This is a genomic window from Photobacterium iliopiscarium (genome assembly GCF_003026395.1).
Lineage (GTDB): Bacteria > Pseudomonadota > Gammaproteobacteria > Enterobacterales > Vibrionaceae > Photobacterium > Photobacterium iliopiscarium.
Genome location: NZ_PYOO01000003.1, coordinates 125724 through 143882, shown reverse-complemented (window position 1 = coordinate 143882; position 18159 = coordinate 125724). Strand labels below are relative to the sequence as shown.

The window sequence follows — 18159 nt, the reverse complement described above, 5'->3', positions numbered from 1 at the left end:
GCGGTTTAATACTAAAGAGGTTAGCGAATATGATGAAGAAACTCATAATGAGCATGTTAGTTGCCGCACCAATGTTGGTTGCGTCAAGTGCATGGGCTGCAACGCCGCAACAAGCACTAAGTAGCCGTCTTGATAAAGTGAATGCCTTTAGCGCTAACTTTACTCAAAAAGTCACCAGCCCTGATGGTGAAGTTTTAGTGAATGGTACTGGCGATTTATCGATTAAACGCCCAAATTTATTTCGTTGGAAAACAAAAACACCCGATGAAAGTCTATTAGTTTCAGATGGTAAAACCGTATGGTATTACAGCCCGTTTGTTGAGCAAGTAACAGCAATGTGGCTTAAAGATGCGACAGAGCAAACGCCGTTTGTATTATTAACCCGTAATAGTGCAAGTGATTGGTCAAAGTATAATGTTGCTCAGTTGGTGGATACCTTTACCTTAACGCCAAAAGATAAAACCTCATCAATGGATAAATTCGTGGTCACGGTATCAAAAACAGGTGATGTACGTAACTTTTCAGTGGTTGAAACGGATGGACAACGCAGTCAGTATGTCTTGAGCGATTTTAAACGCACAACACCTGCTGCCAGTTTATTTACCTTTACACCGCCAAAAGGTGTGGAGTTAGATGACCAGCGTAACTAATTGTTATTCTAATTAATTATTATGAGAAGGTGGCGAATAAGCCACCTTTTTCTGTCTTAGGGGAGTCATTATATTGAATAATTTCAGCCTAGATTTTTCCTCAGATTTTAGACCTTTGGCTGCTAGAATGCGGCCTCGAACGGTAGAGGAATATATTGGCCAGCAACATATCCTTGGTGAAGGGAAACCACTGCGTCGAGCATTAAAAGCAGGTCAATTGCACTCGATGATTTTGTGGGGACCACCAGGAACAGGTAAAACAACCTTAGCCGAAGTGGCTGCCAATTATGCCAATGCTGAAGTAGAGCGAGTATCTGCCGTTACTTCTGGCATTAAAGATATTCGTGCTGCGATAGATAAAGCGCGTGATAATAAAATGGCAGGCAGACGTACTATTTTGTTTGTTGATGAAGTCCATCGGTTTAATAAAAGCCAGCAAGATGCGTTTTTGCCACACATTGAAGATGGTACTGTTACTTTTATTGGTGCCACTACTGAAAATCCCTCGTTTGAGCTTAACAATGCACTGTTATCCCGTGCGCGGGTGTATAAATTAAAATCACTTGAAGATGATGAAATTCTTGATGTGATCGAACAAGCGCTAACAGATAAAGAACGCGGTATTAGCGAAACTGATTTTGTGTTTGTTGGCGAAGTAAAACACCAATTGGCCGAATTTGTGCGTGGTGATGCACGAATGGCACTGAATTATCTAGAACAGCTGATTGATATGGCTGAAGAAGATGATCAGGGTATTAAACAAATTACCGTTGAATTATTAGCAGAAGTGACGGGTGAAAAGGTTGCTCGGTTTGATAATAAAGGCGACCTTTGGTACGACATGATTTCTGCAATACATAAATCTATTCGTGGTTCAAACGCGGATGGTGCGTTGTATTGGTTTGCGCGAATGCTGCAAGCGGGTTGTGATCCACTGTATGTTGCGCGTCGATTATTAGCCATAGCGTCAGAAGATATCGGTAATGCGGATCCGCGTGCAATGCAAGTCGCGGTGTCGGCATGGGATTGTTATACCCGTGTTGGTGCTTATGAAGGTGAACGCGCGATAGCTCAAGCCATTGTTTATTTAGCTTGTGCCGCTAAAAGTAATGCGGTGTATGTTGCGTTTAATCTTGCTAAAGCCGATGCCCGTGAGTTTCCTGATTTTGAAGTGCCGCCACATTTACGAAACGCACCTACCAAATTAATGAAAGAATTGGGGTATGGTGAAGGTTATCGTTATGCTCATGATGAACCGGGTGCTTATGCGCCAGGTGAAGTGTATTTGCCGCGTGAAATTCGTGATCGGGTTTATTATCAGCCCTCAAAACGAGGCTTAGAGATAAAAATATCAGAAAAGTTGGATTATCTTGCTGCTTTAGATGCAAAAAGCCCGCTAAAGCGCTACCAATAATAAGGCTTTTTGGGTATCGTTAAGTGATTGGCAATAATTCGTTATCATTGCCTCCCAACTATAACTATTTTAATAAGAAATGCCTAAATAACGCGCATTTCAGACTATTAAGAGCACAGGATTAGCATGCTAGATTCTAAATTACTTCGAACTGAGCTGGATGAAACAGCTGCAAAACTCGCGCGTCGTGGTTTTAACCTTGATGTAGAAACTTTACGCAACTTAGAAGAGCAACGTAAGTCTCTTCAAGTAACAACAGAAGAGCTTCAAGCACAGCGTAACTCGCGATCGAAGTCGATTGGTCAGGCAAAAGCGAAAGGTGATCACGCTGAAGCTGAACGTATTATGGCTGAAGTCGGCAACCTAGGTTCTGAGCTTGATGATGCTAAAACAGCATTAGTTGAGCTTCAAGGTCAACTTGATACTATTACTCAAATGGTACCAAACATTGCTGATGACTCTGTACCAACAGGTAAAGATGAGTCAGAAAACGTTGAAGTTTCACGTTGGGGCCAACCAAAAGCGTATGACTTTGAAGTTCGAGATCACGTTGATCTTGGCGAAATGGCAGGTGGTTTAGATTTCGCAAGTGCTGTGAAAATCACGGGTGCACGTTTCATCGTAATGAAAGGTCAATTTGCTCGTCTACACCGCGCAATTGCACAGTTCATGCTAGATCTTCATACTGAAGAACACGGTTATACAGAAATGTATGTACCGTACCTAGTGAACGCTGACAGCCTATTTGGTACAGGTCAATTACCTAAATTTGGTGAAGATCTATTCCATACTCAACCGCTAACAGAAAAAGTGAATGATGAAGAGCCTCGTGTGCTTTCATTAATTCCAACAGCGGAAGTGCCTGTAACTAACATGATGCGTGACACCATTACTGATGAAGCAGATTTGCCAATCAAGATGACTGCACACACTCCATGTTTCCGTTCAGAAGCCGGTTCTTACGGTCGTGATACTCGCGGTCTTATCCGTATGCACCAGTTCGATAAAGTTGAGCTAGTTCAGATCACTCGCCCTGAAGATTCAATGGCAGCACTTGAAGAACTAACAGGTCATGCTGAGAAAGTACTACAACTTCTAGAGCTACCTTACCGTAAAGTGGTACTTTGTACTGGCGATATGGGCTTTGGTTCTTGCAAAACTTACGACTTAGAAGTGTGGGTTCCTGCTCAAGAAACTTACCGTGAGATTTCTTCATGTTCAAACATGTGGGATTTCCAAGCACGTCGTATGCAAGCGCGCTTCCGTCGTAAAGGCGAGAAGAAACCTGAGCTACTGCACACACTAAACGGTTCTGGTCTTGCTGTTGGTCGTACTATGGTTGCTATTCTTGAAAATAACCAAGAAGCAGATGGCCGTATTATGATCCCTGAAGTACTTCGTAAGTACATGCGTAACGCAACGCACATCGGTTAATCACTGATACTGCACTAAGCATGTAGCTTAAAAACCCAGTCGATAAGGCTGGGTTTTTTTATGGAAGCAAGGTGGTGAGGTGTAAGGGGGAGAGGTTTTTAGGGGCGAGGATTAGAGACGGCGAGTATCGGAATTAACAACGATGCCATTTATTGCCTCATTTCTAAATATAAATTACATAATTGTTATGCATCTCAGGAATATTAATATGTTGATTGTGTATAATTGTGCTCTTATGCCATGTACGGTTTAAATCAACGGATGAGTCATTCAAGTAATGAATAAGAACATTTATAAAACAGTATTATTTTCCCTTTTAGTCAGTTCACAATCTGTTTATGCAGAACAAGTCGATATTACAATTTTAGGCACATCAGATCTTCATGGGCGATTTATTCCTTGGGATTACACCACCGATAAACCTAACTTATCCGGCAGTTTAAGCCAAATAGCGACCAAAGTTGGCGAGCTAAGAAAGCAAGATCCTGAGATTATATTAGTCGATGCGGGTGATGCGATTCAGGGCAATAATATCGAAACCTTTAAAAACGATCCAATTAGCCCAATGATGTTAGGCTTTAATCAGTTGAAGTATGACGCCTATGTGTTAGGTAATCATGAATTTGATTTTGGTTTAAAAGTACTTAAAAATACCATTACAACGTTTAACGGAACGCCACTCGCCGGTAATATTTTCCATAATGCAACCTCTCCTTTTTTACCGTCTTATAAAATTGTTGAACGTAAGGGTGTCAAAATTGGCATCATTGGTATGGATACACCAATGATCGCCGCTTTTGCTAATGGCAGTGATCGCTTGCAAGATCTGACCTTTAGTAACCCAAGTCTGGAAGTTAAAAAAGTTATTACCCAAATTAAAGATAAAACCGATGCCATCATTTTAGTGGCACATATGGGTATTGATAACGAAAATAACATTGCCGATACTGGCGTAGGTGATATTGCACGTGCCAACCCAGAGTTAGCCGCCATTGTTGCTGGTCATATGCACGTTAAAGTAGATAAGGCGATGATCAATGGGGTTATTATTACTGAACCGTATAAATATGGTCGCGCGTTATCTCGCATTGATTTGAATTTCAAAAAAGATGCACAGGGTAAATACACCCTAATCAATAAAGATAGCTTCACTTATAATATGAATAAATTACCATCAGACCCAACGATGGAAACTATCTTTAAGCCTTATCATCATAAGCTTCAGCAAGATGCGAATAAAGTTATCGGCCAATTAGAGGGTCAAGATCTGGTGCCACAAAATACCATTAAAGGTATTCCTGATAGCCAATTGCATGACTCTGGATTAACGTCACTTTTCCAAGAAGTTGGTTTTTATTTTGCTCCGCAAGCCAATGTGATTGCGGTTCACCTTGATAATATGAATCCATCGTTACCTGTCGGCGATATTAAAGTTAAAGATATTAACTTTAACTATGAATACGCAGGTGGTGAATACACGGTTTATGAAATGACAGGGAAAGATTTAAAAACCTATATGGAATGGTCAGCGGGGTATTTCAATAGTGTTAAGCCTACTGATCTTACTTACAGCTTTGATGCTAAACGTCGTTCATCAAAATACAGTACCCACGACATTTTCGGTGGCGTCACTTACCAAATTGATTTAACCAAAGCGGCAGGTCATCGTATTACCAACCTTAAAATGAACGGTAAACCGATTACGGATGCACAAACTATTAATTTAGGCATGAATAGCTACCGTATGGGACATTTAACGAAAAAAGGTGGGGTACTTGAAGGCCATAAATTTAAGGTGCTGTTTGATTCAAAAGCCCATTACGGCACTGAAGCTGGCACCGTTCGTCAATTAACCATGCGTTATATTCGTGATGTTAAAAAAGGCCATATTACAGGTAAAACTGAAAATGATTGGTCGGTTATTGGCTTATCAACCTCTAAAGCTGATCAACAACGTATCGCTAAACTGGTTAATAGCGGCAAGGTTGCATTACCAAGTATTGATAATGGTCGTTACACCAATACTGCGGCATTAACAGAAGCTGATTTAACCCGTAATACGCACTAATTTATCCATTGCGGTTGTTGGTTGTATTATATTAAGTACGCTATAAAAGGGCACATCATGTGCCCTTAATTTATTCTTTTTATGTTGCTGTCTTTCTTCTATAAGTCCCATAATTTCATCGATATTTAATACCACCCAATAGACCTTATAAAGAATAATGTCTTTATCGTTTTTGATTTTTGTGGAAAACATTTACAACTTATTTGTTTTAAATAGAATAGTTTTCTATAAATTGTTTTAATTGTAGATGTAAATGAAATTTATTTCCCTGATTACGTCCCTATACTGTAATGCATTATTATCGCGCTACAAGGCGATGATTTAAATAATTATTAATAAGGGAATATTATGAATTCAAAGCTACTTACTATCTTTCTTTTTATCTCTGTTTGTTTAATTTGGGGAACGACGTGGTTTGCGATGGAAGTTGCATTGAATTCTATTCCTCCTATTTTTGCCACCGCGCTACGTTTTTTACTGGCAGCACCTTTACTCGTGCTTTTGGCAAAGATCCTCAACCAACCATTACTCTTTCCAAAAGGTAAGCGTCGATGGTTGTTTATTGTCGCATTGATGTACTTCGCGATTCCGTTTACGTTGATGATCTTTGGTGAGCAATACATATCTTCTGGTTTAGCATCGATAATCTTTGCCAATATGCCCGTTGCGGTAATGCTGATGTCCGGTTTATTCCTTGGTTTAAGACTGGCAAAGCACCAAATATTCGGGTTAATTACAGCCGTTGTGAGTTTATGTTTAATTCTTGCCAATGAAATGAAGATGGGAAGCGATGATTATCTTATTGGTACGGTTTGTTTAGGCGTAGCTGTTGCTATGCACGCTGTTATGTATGTGCTGGTTCAAAAGCACTGCAAAGGTATTGAAGTGCTAACCTACAACGCACTGCCGAGTTTGATTGCTTCTCTATTTTTATTTGCCGTTTCAACGGTGAGTGAAAACGTAAATGTTGAAGCCTTTAGTTGGGATTCAATTTCAGCAGTTGTTTATCTTGGCTTTGTGGCGAGTGTTGGCGGTATTGTTGCGTATTTTAAACTGGTGCAGGTATCAACCCCTTTTAAAGCGTCTATCTGTTTTCTGATTTTCCCTGTAGTTGCGCTATTTATTTCTAGTTATATCAATGGAGAAGCGTTGTCTCAACAATCTTTGATAATGATGTTACCTCTTCTTGTGGGTATTTTATTGACCAAAGTACCAAAAGGTATTTTCAAGCAGCGTTCTATTCTAAAAACAGCGAACAGTAATTAAGATTCATCTTCTATTACCGTCATTAATAGCTGATGAGTGCTGAAATGAAAAGCATGGGTATCATGTTAATTGCATATAGTGCTAAATATTATTAAATGCGTATTGTGGTTTATTACAAACGTGATTTATTATCTCCAGATAAAATGTATCAAAACACGACGCAATTGGTACTTTGGGTATGAATAAAGACTTGAAGTGAGTAGTGCGAATTATCGGTGTTTTTTCAGAGGTATTGGTTATTGACGGTTTATTGATTTTTGGTTTAATTTTATTTATTTATGTAGGTGTAGCGTCTTTAGCGTGGGTTAATGCGAAAAGAAGGAATGCACTTTATTGGAGTGATATTTGCTTACCAATAGTATTGCTGTTGGTTTGGACTTGTTTGGTTTCTGTTGGATATGGACATCAAAGTTTGAGCCATCTAATTGAAATTCCAATACTATTAATGGTGAGTATTATTTTTCTATATGTTCGTGTTTTTATCGTTGATCGTTATCGCGAACAGTTTAAGCAAAACTCATATATTGTTTTAGGCTTGGGTGTTTTTTTTGTTTTATTGTTGCGAACATTTATGCCATTTTTAGCTGAATAAAAGCATTTGATATTAAATACCGCTTATAGTGGCGGTATTGCGATACGTAAACCTTATAGCGAATCAGATCTGCTAATATTCTTAGAAAATGCAGATAGGTTATTGGTTCTCATGGATAATTCTGATTAATTTCGCAGGTGTGCCACCATAGAGTGAATCTGGCGGTACATCGCAATTAACCACTGAGTTAGCCGCAATAACAGAGCGCGCGCCAATGGTCACACCTTGGTTGATCACTACATTGCCACCCACCCATACATCATTTTCAATTGTAATCGAATCCCAGATGGCTGCCCAGTTGCGGCGATTGCGATAGTTTAAGTCATGACTAGCACAGTAAAATTGTGTATTTGGGCCAATTAAAACATTGTTACCAATCGTGATTTTAGCACCATCTAACATGGTGACATTCATGTTGATGTAAGTATTTTCTCCAATCGAGATCGTTTTACCAAACTCACAATAAAATGGTGAGCGGACAATACTTGATGGCGAAATAGTGCCCATTAACTGTTGAAATAGCTCATTACGTTGAGAGTCATCTGTATTTTGGTTAATAGTCTGCAATAGATTTAAAGCATGTTGACGAATACGCTCAATACAATCTGAGCCCGCATCAAAGTCTTTGCCTGCCAACATCTTTTCAAATTCAGTCATGTTGTCTCTCAACTTATTTTGTATGAGTTTATTTAACGATAATTTTATCACTTGTAGTGTTATTTATTTATCACTCGATGTTATAGATGAGACTGCGAGTCATATTTTTGTTATTTATTCGAAAAAAGCATGAGTAAATGCCAAGCCCCAATCCCGTCATTCCCTACAGTGAGGTTACGAACGAGATAGGGAATCTACTGTCCGCGTGTCGTAGAGTTAGCGTTTTCGGTGGGATTCTAGCGTATTTTCACTGGTGTCTTTGAGGCTCAATCATGCAGTGAGTAGATCCCGGATAGCCTCGTGCCTTAACATCCGAGATGTGAATAATGGGCTAAGTGAATGCCAAGCCTTTCCCTCGCCATTTCTTATAGTTAATGCCAAAACTAACATTATCATTCCTTATAATGAATGCCAAACTAACCCCCTGTCATTCCCTACAGTGAATGCCCGCGAGGGCGATAGGGAATCTACTGTCCGCATGTCGTAGAGTCAGTGTTTTCATTGGGGCTATAGCGTATTTTCATTGACGTCTTTAAGGTTCAATCACGCGGTGAGTAGATTCCGGATAGCCTCGTGCCTTAACATCCGAGATGTGAATAATGAGCTGAGTGAATGCCAAACTAACCACGTCATTCCCTACAGTGAGGTTACGAACGAGATAGGGAATCTACTACTCATGCGTTGTAGGGTTAATTTTATCTTTTTATGGCTTCTGTCCGTTAAATATCACTAAATGTGTATTATCGTTATTGTTAATCTAAGTAACAAAATAACAACGTAATGTTTTGACTGATTTCTATGGATAAAGCTTATTAAAACATGACCAAATCGATATTTTTTGTATGAATTGAGATCACGTTGTCTTTCCCAGTTTAAAATGTCCTCATTATTCCCCGATTAAAATGTCTCCTTTTAAGATAGTTCATTGTGGTAAAAATGGATTATAGAGTAGGGAAGTCAGGGCTTTTTTCTGGTGCTCGGTCTAAATTGTTCTGGGTGAACTAGCACTGGATTCATTTCTTCAAGTTGACGGATTGCCCGTTGTTGGGCTGTACGTTTAGGGGCGCTTTTACTGCGACTACGCTTTTGTTGTTGGTCATATTGTTGCTGTTTTGCTTGGGCAAATTTTAATACTGCACCCAAACGTTTGTTATCAATTATCTGATCTTGGTCAACGTCTTCGAGTTTATCAAACACTTTAAAACCCAATTTTCGGTGACCATATTGGATCGCGATAGTGCCATCTGGGCGATCAAGAACCTTAACGACTTGATGCACAAGCCGTTGATTTTCTTCGGTTGGATCAATTAAATAGATAACTTTGTCGTATTGAAATGTCAGTGATTTTGATACTTTTCTTGGCTCTTGCCATGCAAAAATATCATGTAATTCATCTACTGATTCTCGTAATGGTCGATGCATGTTTTTAGGATATTGAGCAGCTTTAGCAAAACGATGGTTAAAATCAGCAATAAAGTCGGGGAGCCATACATTAGCTTGTTCAATATTATCAATGTGTTGTAATCGCATTTCTTTGACTAAGCGATCTTGTAATGTTTTATTGGCACGTTCAACACGGCCTTTGGCTTGAGAGCTATTTGCGCAAATCAATTCAATGTTTAACTCATGCAATACACGACCAAACTGAGTCATGCGGTTTGTTTTTGCATCCCGTTTACTGACATGAAACACCGCATGTCGATCGCTGTAAAAAGCAGTGGGCTTGCCATGTTGCTCAACATATTCGCGCGTTGTCACCATGTAATCAAACGCAGATTCTGTTTCACTAAACCGCAAGTTCATCAGTTTTCCGGTAGCATCATCAATGAAAACCAACAAACAACATTTGTCGCTGCGGTCTTCAAACCAATCATGATGTGAACCATCTATCTGAATTAACTCACAATAACAATCGCGACGATAACGAGGTTGATAAACGCAAGGCTTACGTTTGAAATGTGGAACTCAAAGACCATCAGCGATCATCCATTGGCGTAAGGTTTCTAATCTGATCTTAAGGTCGTGGCGTTCAATCAGTTTTTCACGCGCTAATGTGGGTCCGAAGTCTGAATAATATTCGTGGATGAGGTTTAAACATTGATGACGCATATCAGCATTAATTTTATTGCCTGGTGATTGTCCGCGACGTTGATGAACCAAACCAACAGCACCGAGATCTCGATAGCGTGTTATTAATCGTTGAACCTGACGAACGCTGACATTAAGAAGCTGTGCAGCATCTTTACGTTTGATTCGTTTTTCACAAATATCACGAATTGTACCTAAGCGAAATATCTCTTTGTCATTCATGGTAACCAACATATTTTGTTTAACTCAAATTGATCAGCAGATACTGATCACTATAGAAAAACAGGACATTTTAGCTTTGCAGAAAAGAGACACTTTGCCTTGGGGGCTACAGAATCGGATCACATTAGATAGCATATGTTAAATTCAGCTATTTTAGATTAAATCTTATTTACGTTAATCCCAAATAGTTCGATAGGCCTATTTGGGATTTTCGATAAGTAGGGGCTCTAACGGAAAAATAAATAAAATTAGTTTTTTCAAAGCTTCGTTTAACTTAAAATCGACGTTCAGTGTCTTGCACTAATAGATTGATCAATAATGGAATTAAAGACCTATTTAAACTCTGCACACATTATTTAAGGAAGTTACGTTTGTTCGACATTAATCAACATATTGCAAAGATATCAAATGAGTCTATTGAGGCTATTATAAAACCAACATTTGAGTTCTTTGACAAATCCCCATTTCATCAATTAGACAATTTACCAAATTTTGAAGGTGCTGGAGTTTATGCACTTTTTTTGAAATCTACAGTGAATACTTGTTATGACAGTTATTTATCTCCAATGTACCCTATTTACATTGGTAAGGCTGTTCCAACGGGTTCAAGACAAGGTAGACAAAATAGTGCAGGAAAACAACTAAGAAATAGACTAACTAAACACCTAAGTAGCATTAAACAAGCCGAAAATCTGAATGAGAGTGAATTCTTATGTAGGTTCATGATTATCGAGGGTATTGCTACAGATATGATTAGTACAATTGAGTCCTATTTAATCAGACAGTACAGTCCTCTGTGGAATTCATATATAGATGGGTTTGGGATTAATGCCCCCGGCGCTGGTCGTTACAACCAGCAACCATCAGAATGGGATACTATTCACCCAGGCCGGAGCTACGCGAAATTATTAAATGGAGCACCTAGAGATGAAAGTATTATTCTTCAAAAAATAGTAAACTATCAAAATTGTATTAAGAGTAAGTAGGGTTAGATTTTATATGAATTCAATAGAGCTTTTTGCTGGAGGAGGCGGTCTTGCGCTAGGTTTGGCTAATTGCGGCTTTCACCATAAGGCTGTTGTCGAGCTTAATAAAGATGCTTGCAGAACAATTCGAGCTAATAGTGTGTTTGACTTCGGGAAAAGCCTATATGAAGGAAGTGTTGTTAACTTTGACTATCTTAGTATTTCTGATGAAATCGATTTAATATCTGGTGGTCCCCCATGTCAGCCTTTCTCGCTCGGTGGCAAAGCAAAAGGAAATGAAGATTCACGAGATATGTTTCCTCAAGCTGTACGAGCGATTCGTGAAAAAAGGCCTAAAGCTTTTGTATTTGAAAATGTCAAAGGGATTATGAGAAAGTCGTTCGTTGACTATTTTGAGTATATAGTTCTTCAACTACAATATCCTTCTTTTGAAAAACATGATGGAGAATCATGGGAGCAGCATAGAGCACGCCTTGAACGTTATCACACCCAGTGTGAGCATACTGAATTAGAATATAAAGTTATTTATAGACTTGTTAATGCTGCTGATTATGGAGTGCCTCAAAAGCGGGAACGGGTTTTTTTCATAGGTTTCCGATCTGATATCGACGCGAATTGGACTTTTCCTGATCCAACTCATTCAGAAGATGCATTACTTTGGGATAAATGGATTTCGGGAGAGTATTGGGAGCGTCATAACCTACAGATGCCAGTGTCAAAAGAAAAAGTAGTCAATGAAATAAAAAAAATACGTAAAAAATACGGAATATTTAAACCTGAAAGTTTACCTTGGGTAACTGTTCGTGATGCTCTATCTGATTTGCCTGACCCAAAAAGTAAAAAGGCTATAAAATACAATCAACACCTTTTTAAGGACGGTGCAAAAATTTATCCCGGACATACAGGTAGTTATATTGATGAACCGTCAAAAGCTCTCAAAGCTGGTGCTCACGGAGTTCCTGGCGGTGAGAATATGATTCGTTTTGAAGATGGTAACGTTAGATATTTTACAGTTCGTGAAAGCGCAAGAATACAAACATTCCCTGATAGCTTTAACTTTGAAGGTTCATGGGGTGAGATTATGAGACAGCTTGGTAATGCCGTGCCTGCGAGACTTGCTGAACAAGTTGGTCAATCTGTCTTTAGAGCTCTGGTAGAGCAGAGTACCTTAAAGGCAGGCTGAATTTTGCCATGTCACAGTCTTCAGTTCGCATAAATAGACATACTGTTAAATACCGCCCAAGTTGAGGCGGTATTTTTGTATGTGAAGTGGATTTAAAATAAATCTACTTTAGTGCTTATTATCAGCTCTCTTGCTTAAAATATTTGACTAGGTGTACAATGTACTCCTATGTTGAGATAGAGGAACTGGAAATAAACAGCGCAATTGAGTTTATAGAGACGCCATTATTTGAGTCTCTACGTAAGGAGCTAATTAGTGATGATGAATATCGAGCCTTACAGTCAGATATTATTGTTAGCCCTGATATTGGGCAGTTAATTGTAGGGACTGGCGGCTTACGAAAGATCCGATTAGCCGGAAGTGGGTCAGGAAAAAGTGGTGGTTATCGGTCTATTTATTTGCTGATCAATCCTGATACCGTTTATTTCCTTTTGCTCTATAAGAAAGGTAAAAAAGACACTTTAACCGACAATGAAAAAAAAGTGTTAAAACAAATATCTCAGTCGATTAAGAGAGAACATGATCATGAATGACAGTCTTTTTGATGATTTATATACTTCTTTGAAACAAGCAGAAAGTATCGCAAAAGGTGAGTTAAGTCCTGCGAACGTAATTCGAATCGAAGTTGCTGATGTTAAAGCGATTAGAAAAAAATTAGATGTTAGTCAAAAAGAGTTGGCTATAGCTTTTTCTGTTAGTGTTGATACGGTAAAAAGTTGGGAGCAAAAACGTCGTAATCCTACTGGATTAGCGAGTAAAGTTCTTTGTTTGTTAGATAAAGAGCCTGAATTATTTTCAAAATTTTCTACTGCTCAATAAAACCTGTGATGTTAAATACCGCCTCTATAGGTGGTATTTAATATCAGAAGCGCAATAGTCAATCAGGTGGTAGCTGTTCCTTGTCCCTAATGCCTTGCCCCTATAATCCTATCCAAACCAAAAAAAGGGCACTTTACGTGCCCTTGAGTTATGTTGTGTTCGCAAGTTTTTACTCGCTGTTATGATTTCTGTGCTTGAGGTTGAGGGTTCGGATGGAAACGAACCGCTTCATCTTCTGTTGCTGCTAGTGGATCGTTGAAACGCGCAATATCCATTTCACCTTCTGATTTAGCAACAATACAGGTTACAACGCTATCACCCGTAATGTTAACCGCAGTACGGATCATATCCAGTAGACGGTCAACACCCATAATTAGCGCGATACCTTCAACCGGTAGACCCACTTGGTTAAGTACCATCGCGAGCATAATAAGACCAACTCCAGGAACACCTGCCGTACCGACTGATGCCAATGTTGCTGTTAAAATAACCATGAGGTAATCAGTCATTGTAAGGTCGATATTAAACGCTTGAGCAATAAATACTGTTGCCACACCTTGCATGATGGCGGTGCCGTCCATGTTAATGGTTGCACCAAGAGGAACAGTAAATGACGCAATTTTATTATTAACGCCTAAACGCTTAGTTGCCGTTTCCATCGTAACAGGAATGGTTGCATTTGATGATGCGGTTGAGAACGCAAACATCACTGCATCTTCCATTTTCTTCAAGAACGTAATTGGGCTTAAACCAGTAAACGCTTTTAGCATCACGCTGTAAGTGACTAAAGCATGGAACAACAGTGCAGCGACTAAGACTAAGAAATAGTTAATTAAACTAAAAATCGCATCTAAGCCTAAACCTGTGAACAATTTCGCCATTAAGAAGAACACACCGTATGGGGCGATATTCATTAATAACGCTACCAACTTCATGATCACTTCATTTAAATCAGCAAATACTGCTGCCAGACGTTCGCCTGGTTTACCCGCTGCACTGATTGCGATACCAAATAAAACGGCAAATACAATAATCTGTAGGGTGTTACCATTTGCCATTGCGCTGATGGGGTTAGTTGGGAACATGCCCACAATAACACTACCTAGCGATGGTGCTTCTTTAGATGCAAACGTTGTTGCGGCACTTAAATCAGCCCCTGCACCAGGTTGGAAGATATTTGCCATGGTCAGCGCAAGGGTAATGGCTAAGGCCGTTGTGGTGAGATAAAACGCTAAAGTTTTACCACCAAGGCGGCCAAGTGTTGCTAAATCTTTTAATGAGCTCGTACCACAAACCAGTGAAACAAAAACAAGAGGTACGACTAACATTTTTAAGCTGGCAATAAAGATTTTACCACCAACATCAAACAGGCCATCAACGATGTAATTATTAACAAAAGCGACATCAGCAAAAAGGGAACGGATTATAAATCCTGTCAGAATACCTAAAACCATACCGAGGATCACTCGGCCAGTTAGTGACATTTTTTTCTTTTCTGTGGTCATTAGTCTTTATCCTTAATATTTATTTCTCTCTGTCCATCGATTATCAGAGCGCGTTCGGAGAGTAGCAGTTATTTGTCTGTTAACGCGAAGTAATAATTGTTATTAACGGATAAAGTCTGCGTTAAGTCACAAATTTTATACTGATTTAATGTTTATAAAATCTACTTTTAACTAATTTCTAACAAAAAATGCGATTTGAATGTATAAATTGGCAATAAAATGTTGTTTTTTAGAAGTGTATGGTCGGTATTTTCGATATATAGTTGTAAGAGAAAAATGTAAGAGGGTTATTGATGATGTTTATAATAGGGAGGAGACTACGTACTTTTTATTCATAGATGCTAAAAAAGTACGTAGCTTGTGTCGTTATTATTTGTAGATAAAGCGATTATTTAGCCACATTACCCGCGACATTCATAATATCCCAAGTGCGTGCAAATGGCGGCGCATAAGCAAAATCCATCATGCCTAGTTGTTCGGTTGTTGCGCCAAGACTGATGGCAACCGCAAGGGCATCAACGCGGTGAACGGCACCTTTATTACCGATCATTTGACCACCAAGTAATTGTTTGTTATCTGAACGGTAAATCAATTTAATATAAAGTGGCGATTGGCCTTCACAGTAATTGGTGTGGCATTTATCACTAATATATACGGTGCTGTAATCAATATTAGCTTGTTGAGCTTCACGCTCTGAGAGTCCGGTGCGAGCAGCTTCTAAACCTAAAATTTTGACACAACTGGTGCCTAATGTACCGTCATAACGGAGGTTTTTGCCCGCGATATTCTCACCGACTAAGCGACCCATTTTATTAGCGCCTGTTGCGAGTGGAATATAAACAGGCTGTTGTAACTGCGCATGCCAAATAGTGGCACAATCGCCAGCCGCCCAAATATTATCTATTGATGTTTTTCCTTGCTGATCAATGATTATTGCGCCATTGGCTAAACGTTCAATGCCTGTTGCTGCAATAAAATCAGTATTAGGTTTAACACCAGTACAGCAGATCACTAGATCGGTCGCATAAATATCTTTATCGGTTTTAATGCTAGTAACACGATCGTCACCAATAATTTCACACACTGATTCTTTAAGGTGAATTTGTACACCAGCGTGTTCAAGTTCAGGTTGAATATGTTGGCTGATTTCAGTATCAAAGGCATCGGGAATTAAGCAGGCGGCACGTTCAATTAAGCGTACTGTTTTACCTTGATGGATCATCGCTTCAGCCACTTCTAAGCCAATAAAACCAGAGCCAATAATCGTGACATGTTGGCATAGTGGATCGGCAAGGGCAGTTTTAATGTCTAAACCATCTTGCATACGACGTAATGAATAAACCCCTTGTTTTTCAAGGCCAGCTATTGGGGGTAATATTTCTTTGGCGCCCGTTGCAATCATTAAACGATCATAATGGGTAACGAGTGTTTCCCCTTGATGTTCAACGGTGAGTTGCTGCTGTTGTGGATCGAGATCAACAACGCGATGTTGAGTTAAGACCTGAATCCCTTTTTCTGCAAATTGTGCTGGGGTAAATTCCGCCATGAAATTGGCATCAGAAAATTCATCACCAATATAATAAGGTAATCCACAGGCACCAAAAGAGATCACATTAGAGGCTTCATAAACAACAATCTCAGCGGTTGGGTTAATGCGTTTTGCTTTTGCTGCGGCACTCATGCCTGCGGCTTCGCCACCAATAATGATAATTTTCATACTATTGTCTCTTCCTTAAAAAATGGAGAAGGGAGGCAATACACCTCCCTTAAAACGAATGTTTACTATTGATTAAGCTGCTGATTCTTCGCCATCTAAGTTAATGGTTTCATCACTATTAAAAATAGCCATGTCGGTTTCGCCCATTACTTTACTGGTGATTACACCTGCGGTGATTGAACCTGATACGTTAAGTGCAGTACGACCCATATCAATAAGTGGCTCGATTGAAATTAAAAGACCGGCAAGTGCCACTGGCATATCCATTGCTGATAGTACTATTAATGCTGCAAATGTTGCGCCACCACCAATACCTGCCACCCCAAAAGAACTCACGGTAATAATTGCGACTAAAGTACATAGAAAGCCGAAATCCATTGGGTTGATACCCACAGTTGGTGCAATCATCACTGCAAGCATGGCAGGGTAAATACCCGCACAACCATTTTGACCAATGGTTGAACCAAAAGAGGCGGAGAAGTTAGCAATCCCTGATGGAACACCGAGGCATTTTTCTTGGGTTTGCACGTTCATTGGAATCGAACCTGCACTGGTGCGAGATGTGAAAGCAAAAGCCAGCACTGGAATGATTTTTTTAAAATGACGTACTGGGTTAAGACCAACAAGCGCAACAAGTGCTAAGTGAATCATAAACATTAAAATTAAGGCGGCATAAGAAGCAAAAACGAAGTTGGCAAGATTCACAATATCGGTGTAGTTTGAACCTGAAATAACCTTGGTCATTAGTGCTAATACGCCAAACGGTGTTAGACGTAATACTAACGTTACCATACGCATAACAATCGCTTGAGTGACTTTAATAAAGCCTTCAAATTGGGCGAATATTTCAGGTTTTTTCTTGGCAATGCCCGTTGCAGATAAGCCAATAAAAATAGAGAAGATAACAACAGCAATAGTTGAAGTACGACGTGCACCCGTCATGTCTAAGAATGGGTTGGCAGGAATAAACTCAATCACTAATTTAGCAAACGACATTGCTTCTACATTAGAAAGGGTTGATTCAAGGCTTTTCGCACGCGCCATTTCAGCGGCACCTGATGTAAGCCCTTCTGCGGTAAGGCCAAAAAGGTTAGCCATTAGGATACCAACACAAGCGGCAATCATGGTGGTAACAATCAGAACTCCAAGAGTCAGGCTACTGATTTTACCAAGTGAGGTGCCACCGTTAAGCTTTAAAATGGCGGAAATAATAGACACCATTACTAATGGAATAATGATCATTTGTAATAGACGCACATAGCCTACGCCAACAATGTCAAAATACTCAATCGATGTTTTGATGACCTCAGAGCCAGCACCATAAAAGACTTGTAGCGCAGCACCAAAGGCAATACCTAAACCTAGGCCAGCAAACACACGTTTAGTAAAACTGTAGTGTTTATTTTGCATATGATATAGAAATGCTATCAGGCCAACAAATATGGCGAGGTTCGTTACAATACCTAAAGTCATCATGAATCCTTCATATCAAATAAAAAAATGGGTTATTTTTATTGTTCCTATCTATTTAGGGTTAAATTTTGCTGGTTTTATGAAT

15 protein-coding genes and 1 pseudogene are annotated in these 18159 nt (G+C 39.4%); 10 read left to right on the top strand and 6 right to left on the bottom strand.

Features of this window, described 5'->3' with window-relative positions; all coding sequences use genetic code 11:
- The first annotated feature begins 29 nt into the window (after positions 1-29).
- The 4 genes from lolA (at position 30) to C9J51_RS06450 (ending at position 5566) form a co-directional block, all read left to right on the top strand.
- On the top strand, positions 30-650 hold the full coding sequence (gene lolA, locus C9J51_RS06465) for an outer membrane lipoprotein chaperone LolA (RefSeq protein ID WP_082064281.1): 621 nt from the start codon (positions 30-32) through the stop codon (positions 648-650).
- Between the two features lie 73 nt (positions 651-723).
- Positions 724-2064, top strand: a complete 1341-nt coding sequence (locus tag C9J51_RS06460) for a replication-associated recombination protein A (RefSeq protein WP_045040319.1) — start codon at positions 724-726, stop codon at positions 2062-2064.
- A gap of 126 nt (positions 2065-2190) precedes the next feature.
- The gene (serS, locus tag C9J51_RS06455; RefSeq protein ID WP_045038887.1) at positions 2191-3498 is read left to right on the top strand and encodes a serine--tRNA ligase; all 1308 of its coding nucleotides are present in this window, start codon (positions 2191-2193) and stop codon (positions 3496-3498) included.
- Positions 3499-3775: 277 nt separating this feature from the next.
- Complete coding sequence (locus tag C9J51_RS06450) at positions 3776-5566, top strand: bifunctional metallophosphatase/5'-nucleotidase (protein ID WP_052668122.1); 1791 nt, start codon at positions 3776-3778, stop codon at positions 5564-5566.
- Here C9J51_RS06450 and C9J51_RS06445 read toward each other — a convergent pair.
- Positions 5546-5758 (bottom strand): hypothetical protein, encoded by a 213-nt coding sequence (locus C9J51_RS06445; RefSeq protein ID WP_045040318.1) that lies wholly within the window; start codon positions 5756-5758, stop codon positions 5546-5548. The genes C9J51_RS06450 and C9J51_RS06445 overlap by 21 nt on opposite strands.
- A gap of 156 nt (positions 5759-5914) precedes the next feature.
- Between C9J51_RS06445 and C9J51_RS06440 the strand changes: the two genes are divergently transcribed.
- The gene (locus C9J51_RS06440; protein WP_045040317.1) at positions 5915-6832 is read left to right on the top strand and encodes a DMT family transporter; all 918 of its coding nucleotides are present in this window, start codon (positions 5915-5917) and stop codon (positions 6830-6832) included.
- A 202-nt stretch (positions 6833-7034) separates the two neighbouring features.
- Positions 7035-7424 carry a hypothetical protein gene (locus C9J51_RS06435; RefSeq protein WP_209428661.1) on the top strand — a complete coding sequence of 130 codons (390 nt, stop codon included), beginning with the start codon at positions 7035-7037 and terminating at the stop codon, positions 7422-7424.
- A gap of 99 nt (positions 7425-7523) precedes the next feature.
- On the opposite strand, the gene C9J51_RS06430 is transcribed toward C9J51_RS06435, so the two are convergent.
- Together C9J51_RS06430 and C9J51_RS06425 are read right to left on the bottom strand one after the other, a co-directional pair.
- Entirely contained in the window at positions 7524-8081 is a 558-nt protein-coding gene (locus tag C9J51_RS06430; protein WP_045040316.1) for a sugar O-acetyltransferase, read from the bottom strand.
- A gap of 957 nt (positions 8082-9038) precedes the next feature.
- Positions 9039-10391, bottom strand: a pseudogene (locus tag C9J51_RS06425) (ISNCY family transposase).
- A gap of 371 nt (positions 10392-10762) precedes the next feature.
- On the opposite strand from C9J51_RS06425, the gene C9J51_RS06420 reads away from it, so the two are divergent.
- The 4 genes from C9J51_RS06420 to nadS all read left to right on the top strand — a co-directional run bounded on the left by C9J51_RS06420 (position 10763) and on the right by nadS (position 13379).
- Entirely contained in the window at positions 10763-11377 is a 615-nt protein-coding gene (locus C9J51_RS06420; protein WP_052668220.1) for an Eco29kI family restriction endonuclease, read from the top strand.
- 13 nt (positions 11378-11390) lie between these two features.
- Complete coding sequence (locus C9J51_RS06415) at positions 11391-12560, top strand: DNA cytosine methyltransferase (RefSeq protein ID WP_107274915.1); 1170 nt, start codon at positions 11391-11393, stop codon at positions 12558-12560.
- Between the two features lie 158 nt (positions 12561-12718).
- Complete coding sequence (locus C9J51_RS06410) at positions 12719-13093, top strand: type II toxin-antitoxin system RelE/ParE family toxin (RefSeq protein ID WP_107274914.1); 375 nt, start codon at positions 12719-12721, stop codon at positions 13091-13093.
- Positions 13086-13379, top strand: coding sequence for a NadS family protein (gene nadS / locus C9J51_RS06405; protein WP_045040723.1), 294 nt, complete (start codon positions 13086-13088; stop codon positions 13377-13379). The genes C9J51_RS06410 and nadS overlap by 8 nt, the downstream gene beginning before the upstream one ends.
- A gap of 179 nt (positions 13380-13558) precedes the next feature.
- Here the strand turns inward: nadS and C9J51_RS06400 are convergent, their stop codons facing one another.
- From C9J51_RS06400 to C9J51_RS06390, 3 genes are all read right to left on the bottom strand, one after another.
- Positions 13559-14884, bottom strand: a complete 1326-nt coding sequence (locus C9J51_RS06400) for a dicarboxylate/amino acid:cation symporter (protein ID WP_107250419.1) — start codon at positions 14882-14884, stop codon at positions 13559-13561.
- Between the two features lie 388 nt (positions 14885-15272).
- On the bottom strand, positions 15273-16601 hold the full coding sequence (locus C9J51_RS06395; RefSeq protein WP_045040719.1) for a CoA-disulfide reductase: 1329 nt from the start codon (positions 16599-16601) through the stop codon (positions 15273-15275).
- A gap of 72 nt (positions 16602-16673) precedes the next feature.
- Entirely contained in the window at positions 16674-18074 is a 1401-nt protein-coding gene (locus tag C9J51_RS06390; protein WP_107236839.1) for an L-cystine transporter, read from the bottom strand.
- Between the last annotated feature and the right edge of the window lie 85 nt (positions 18075-18159).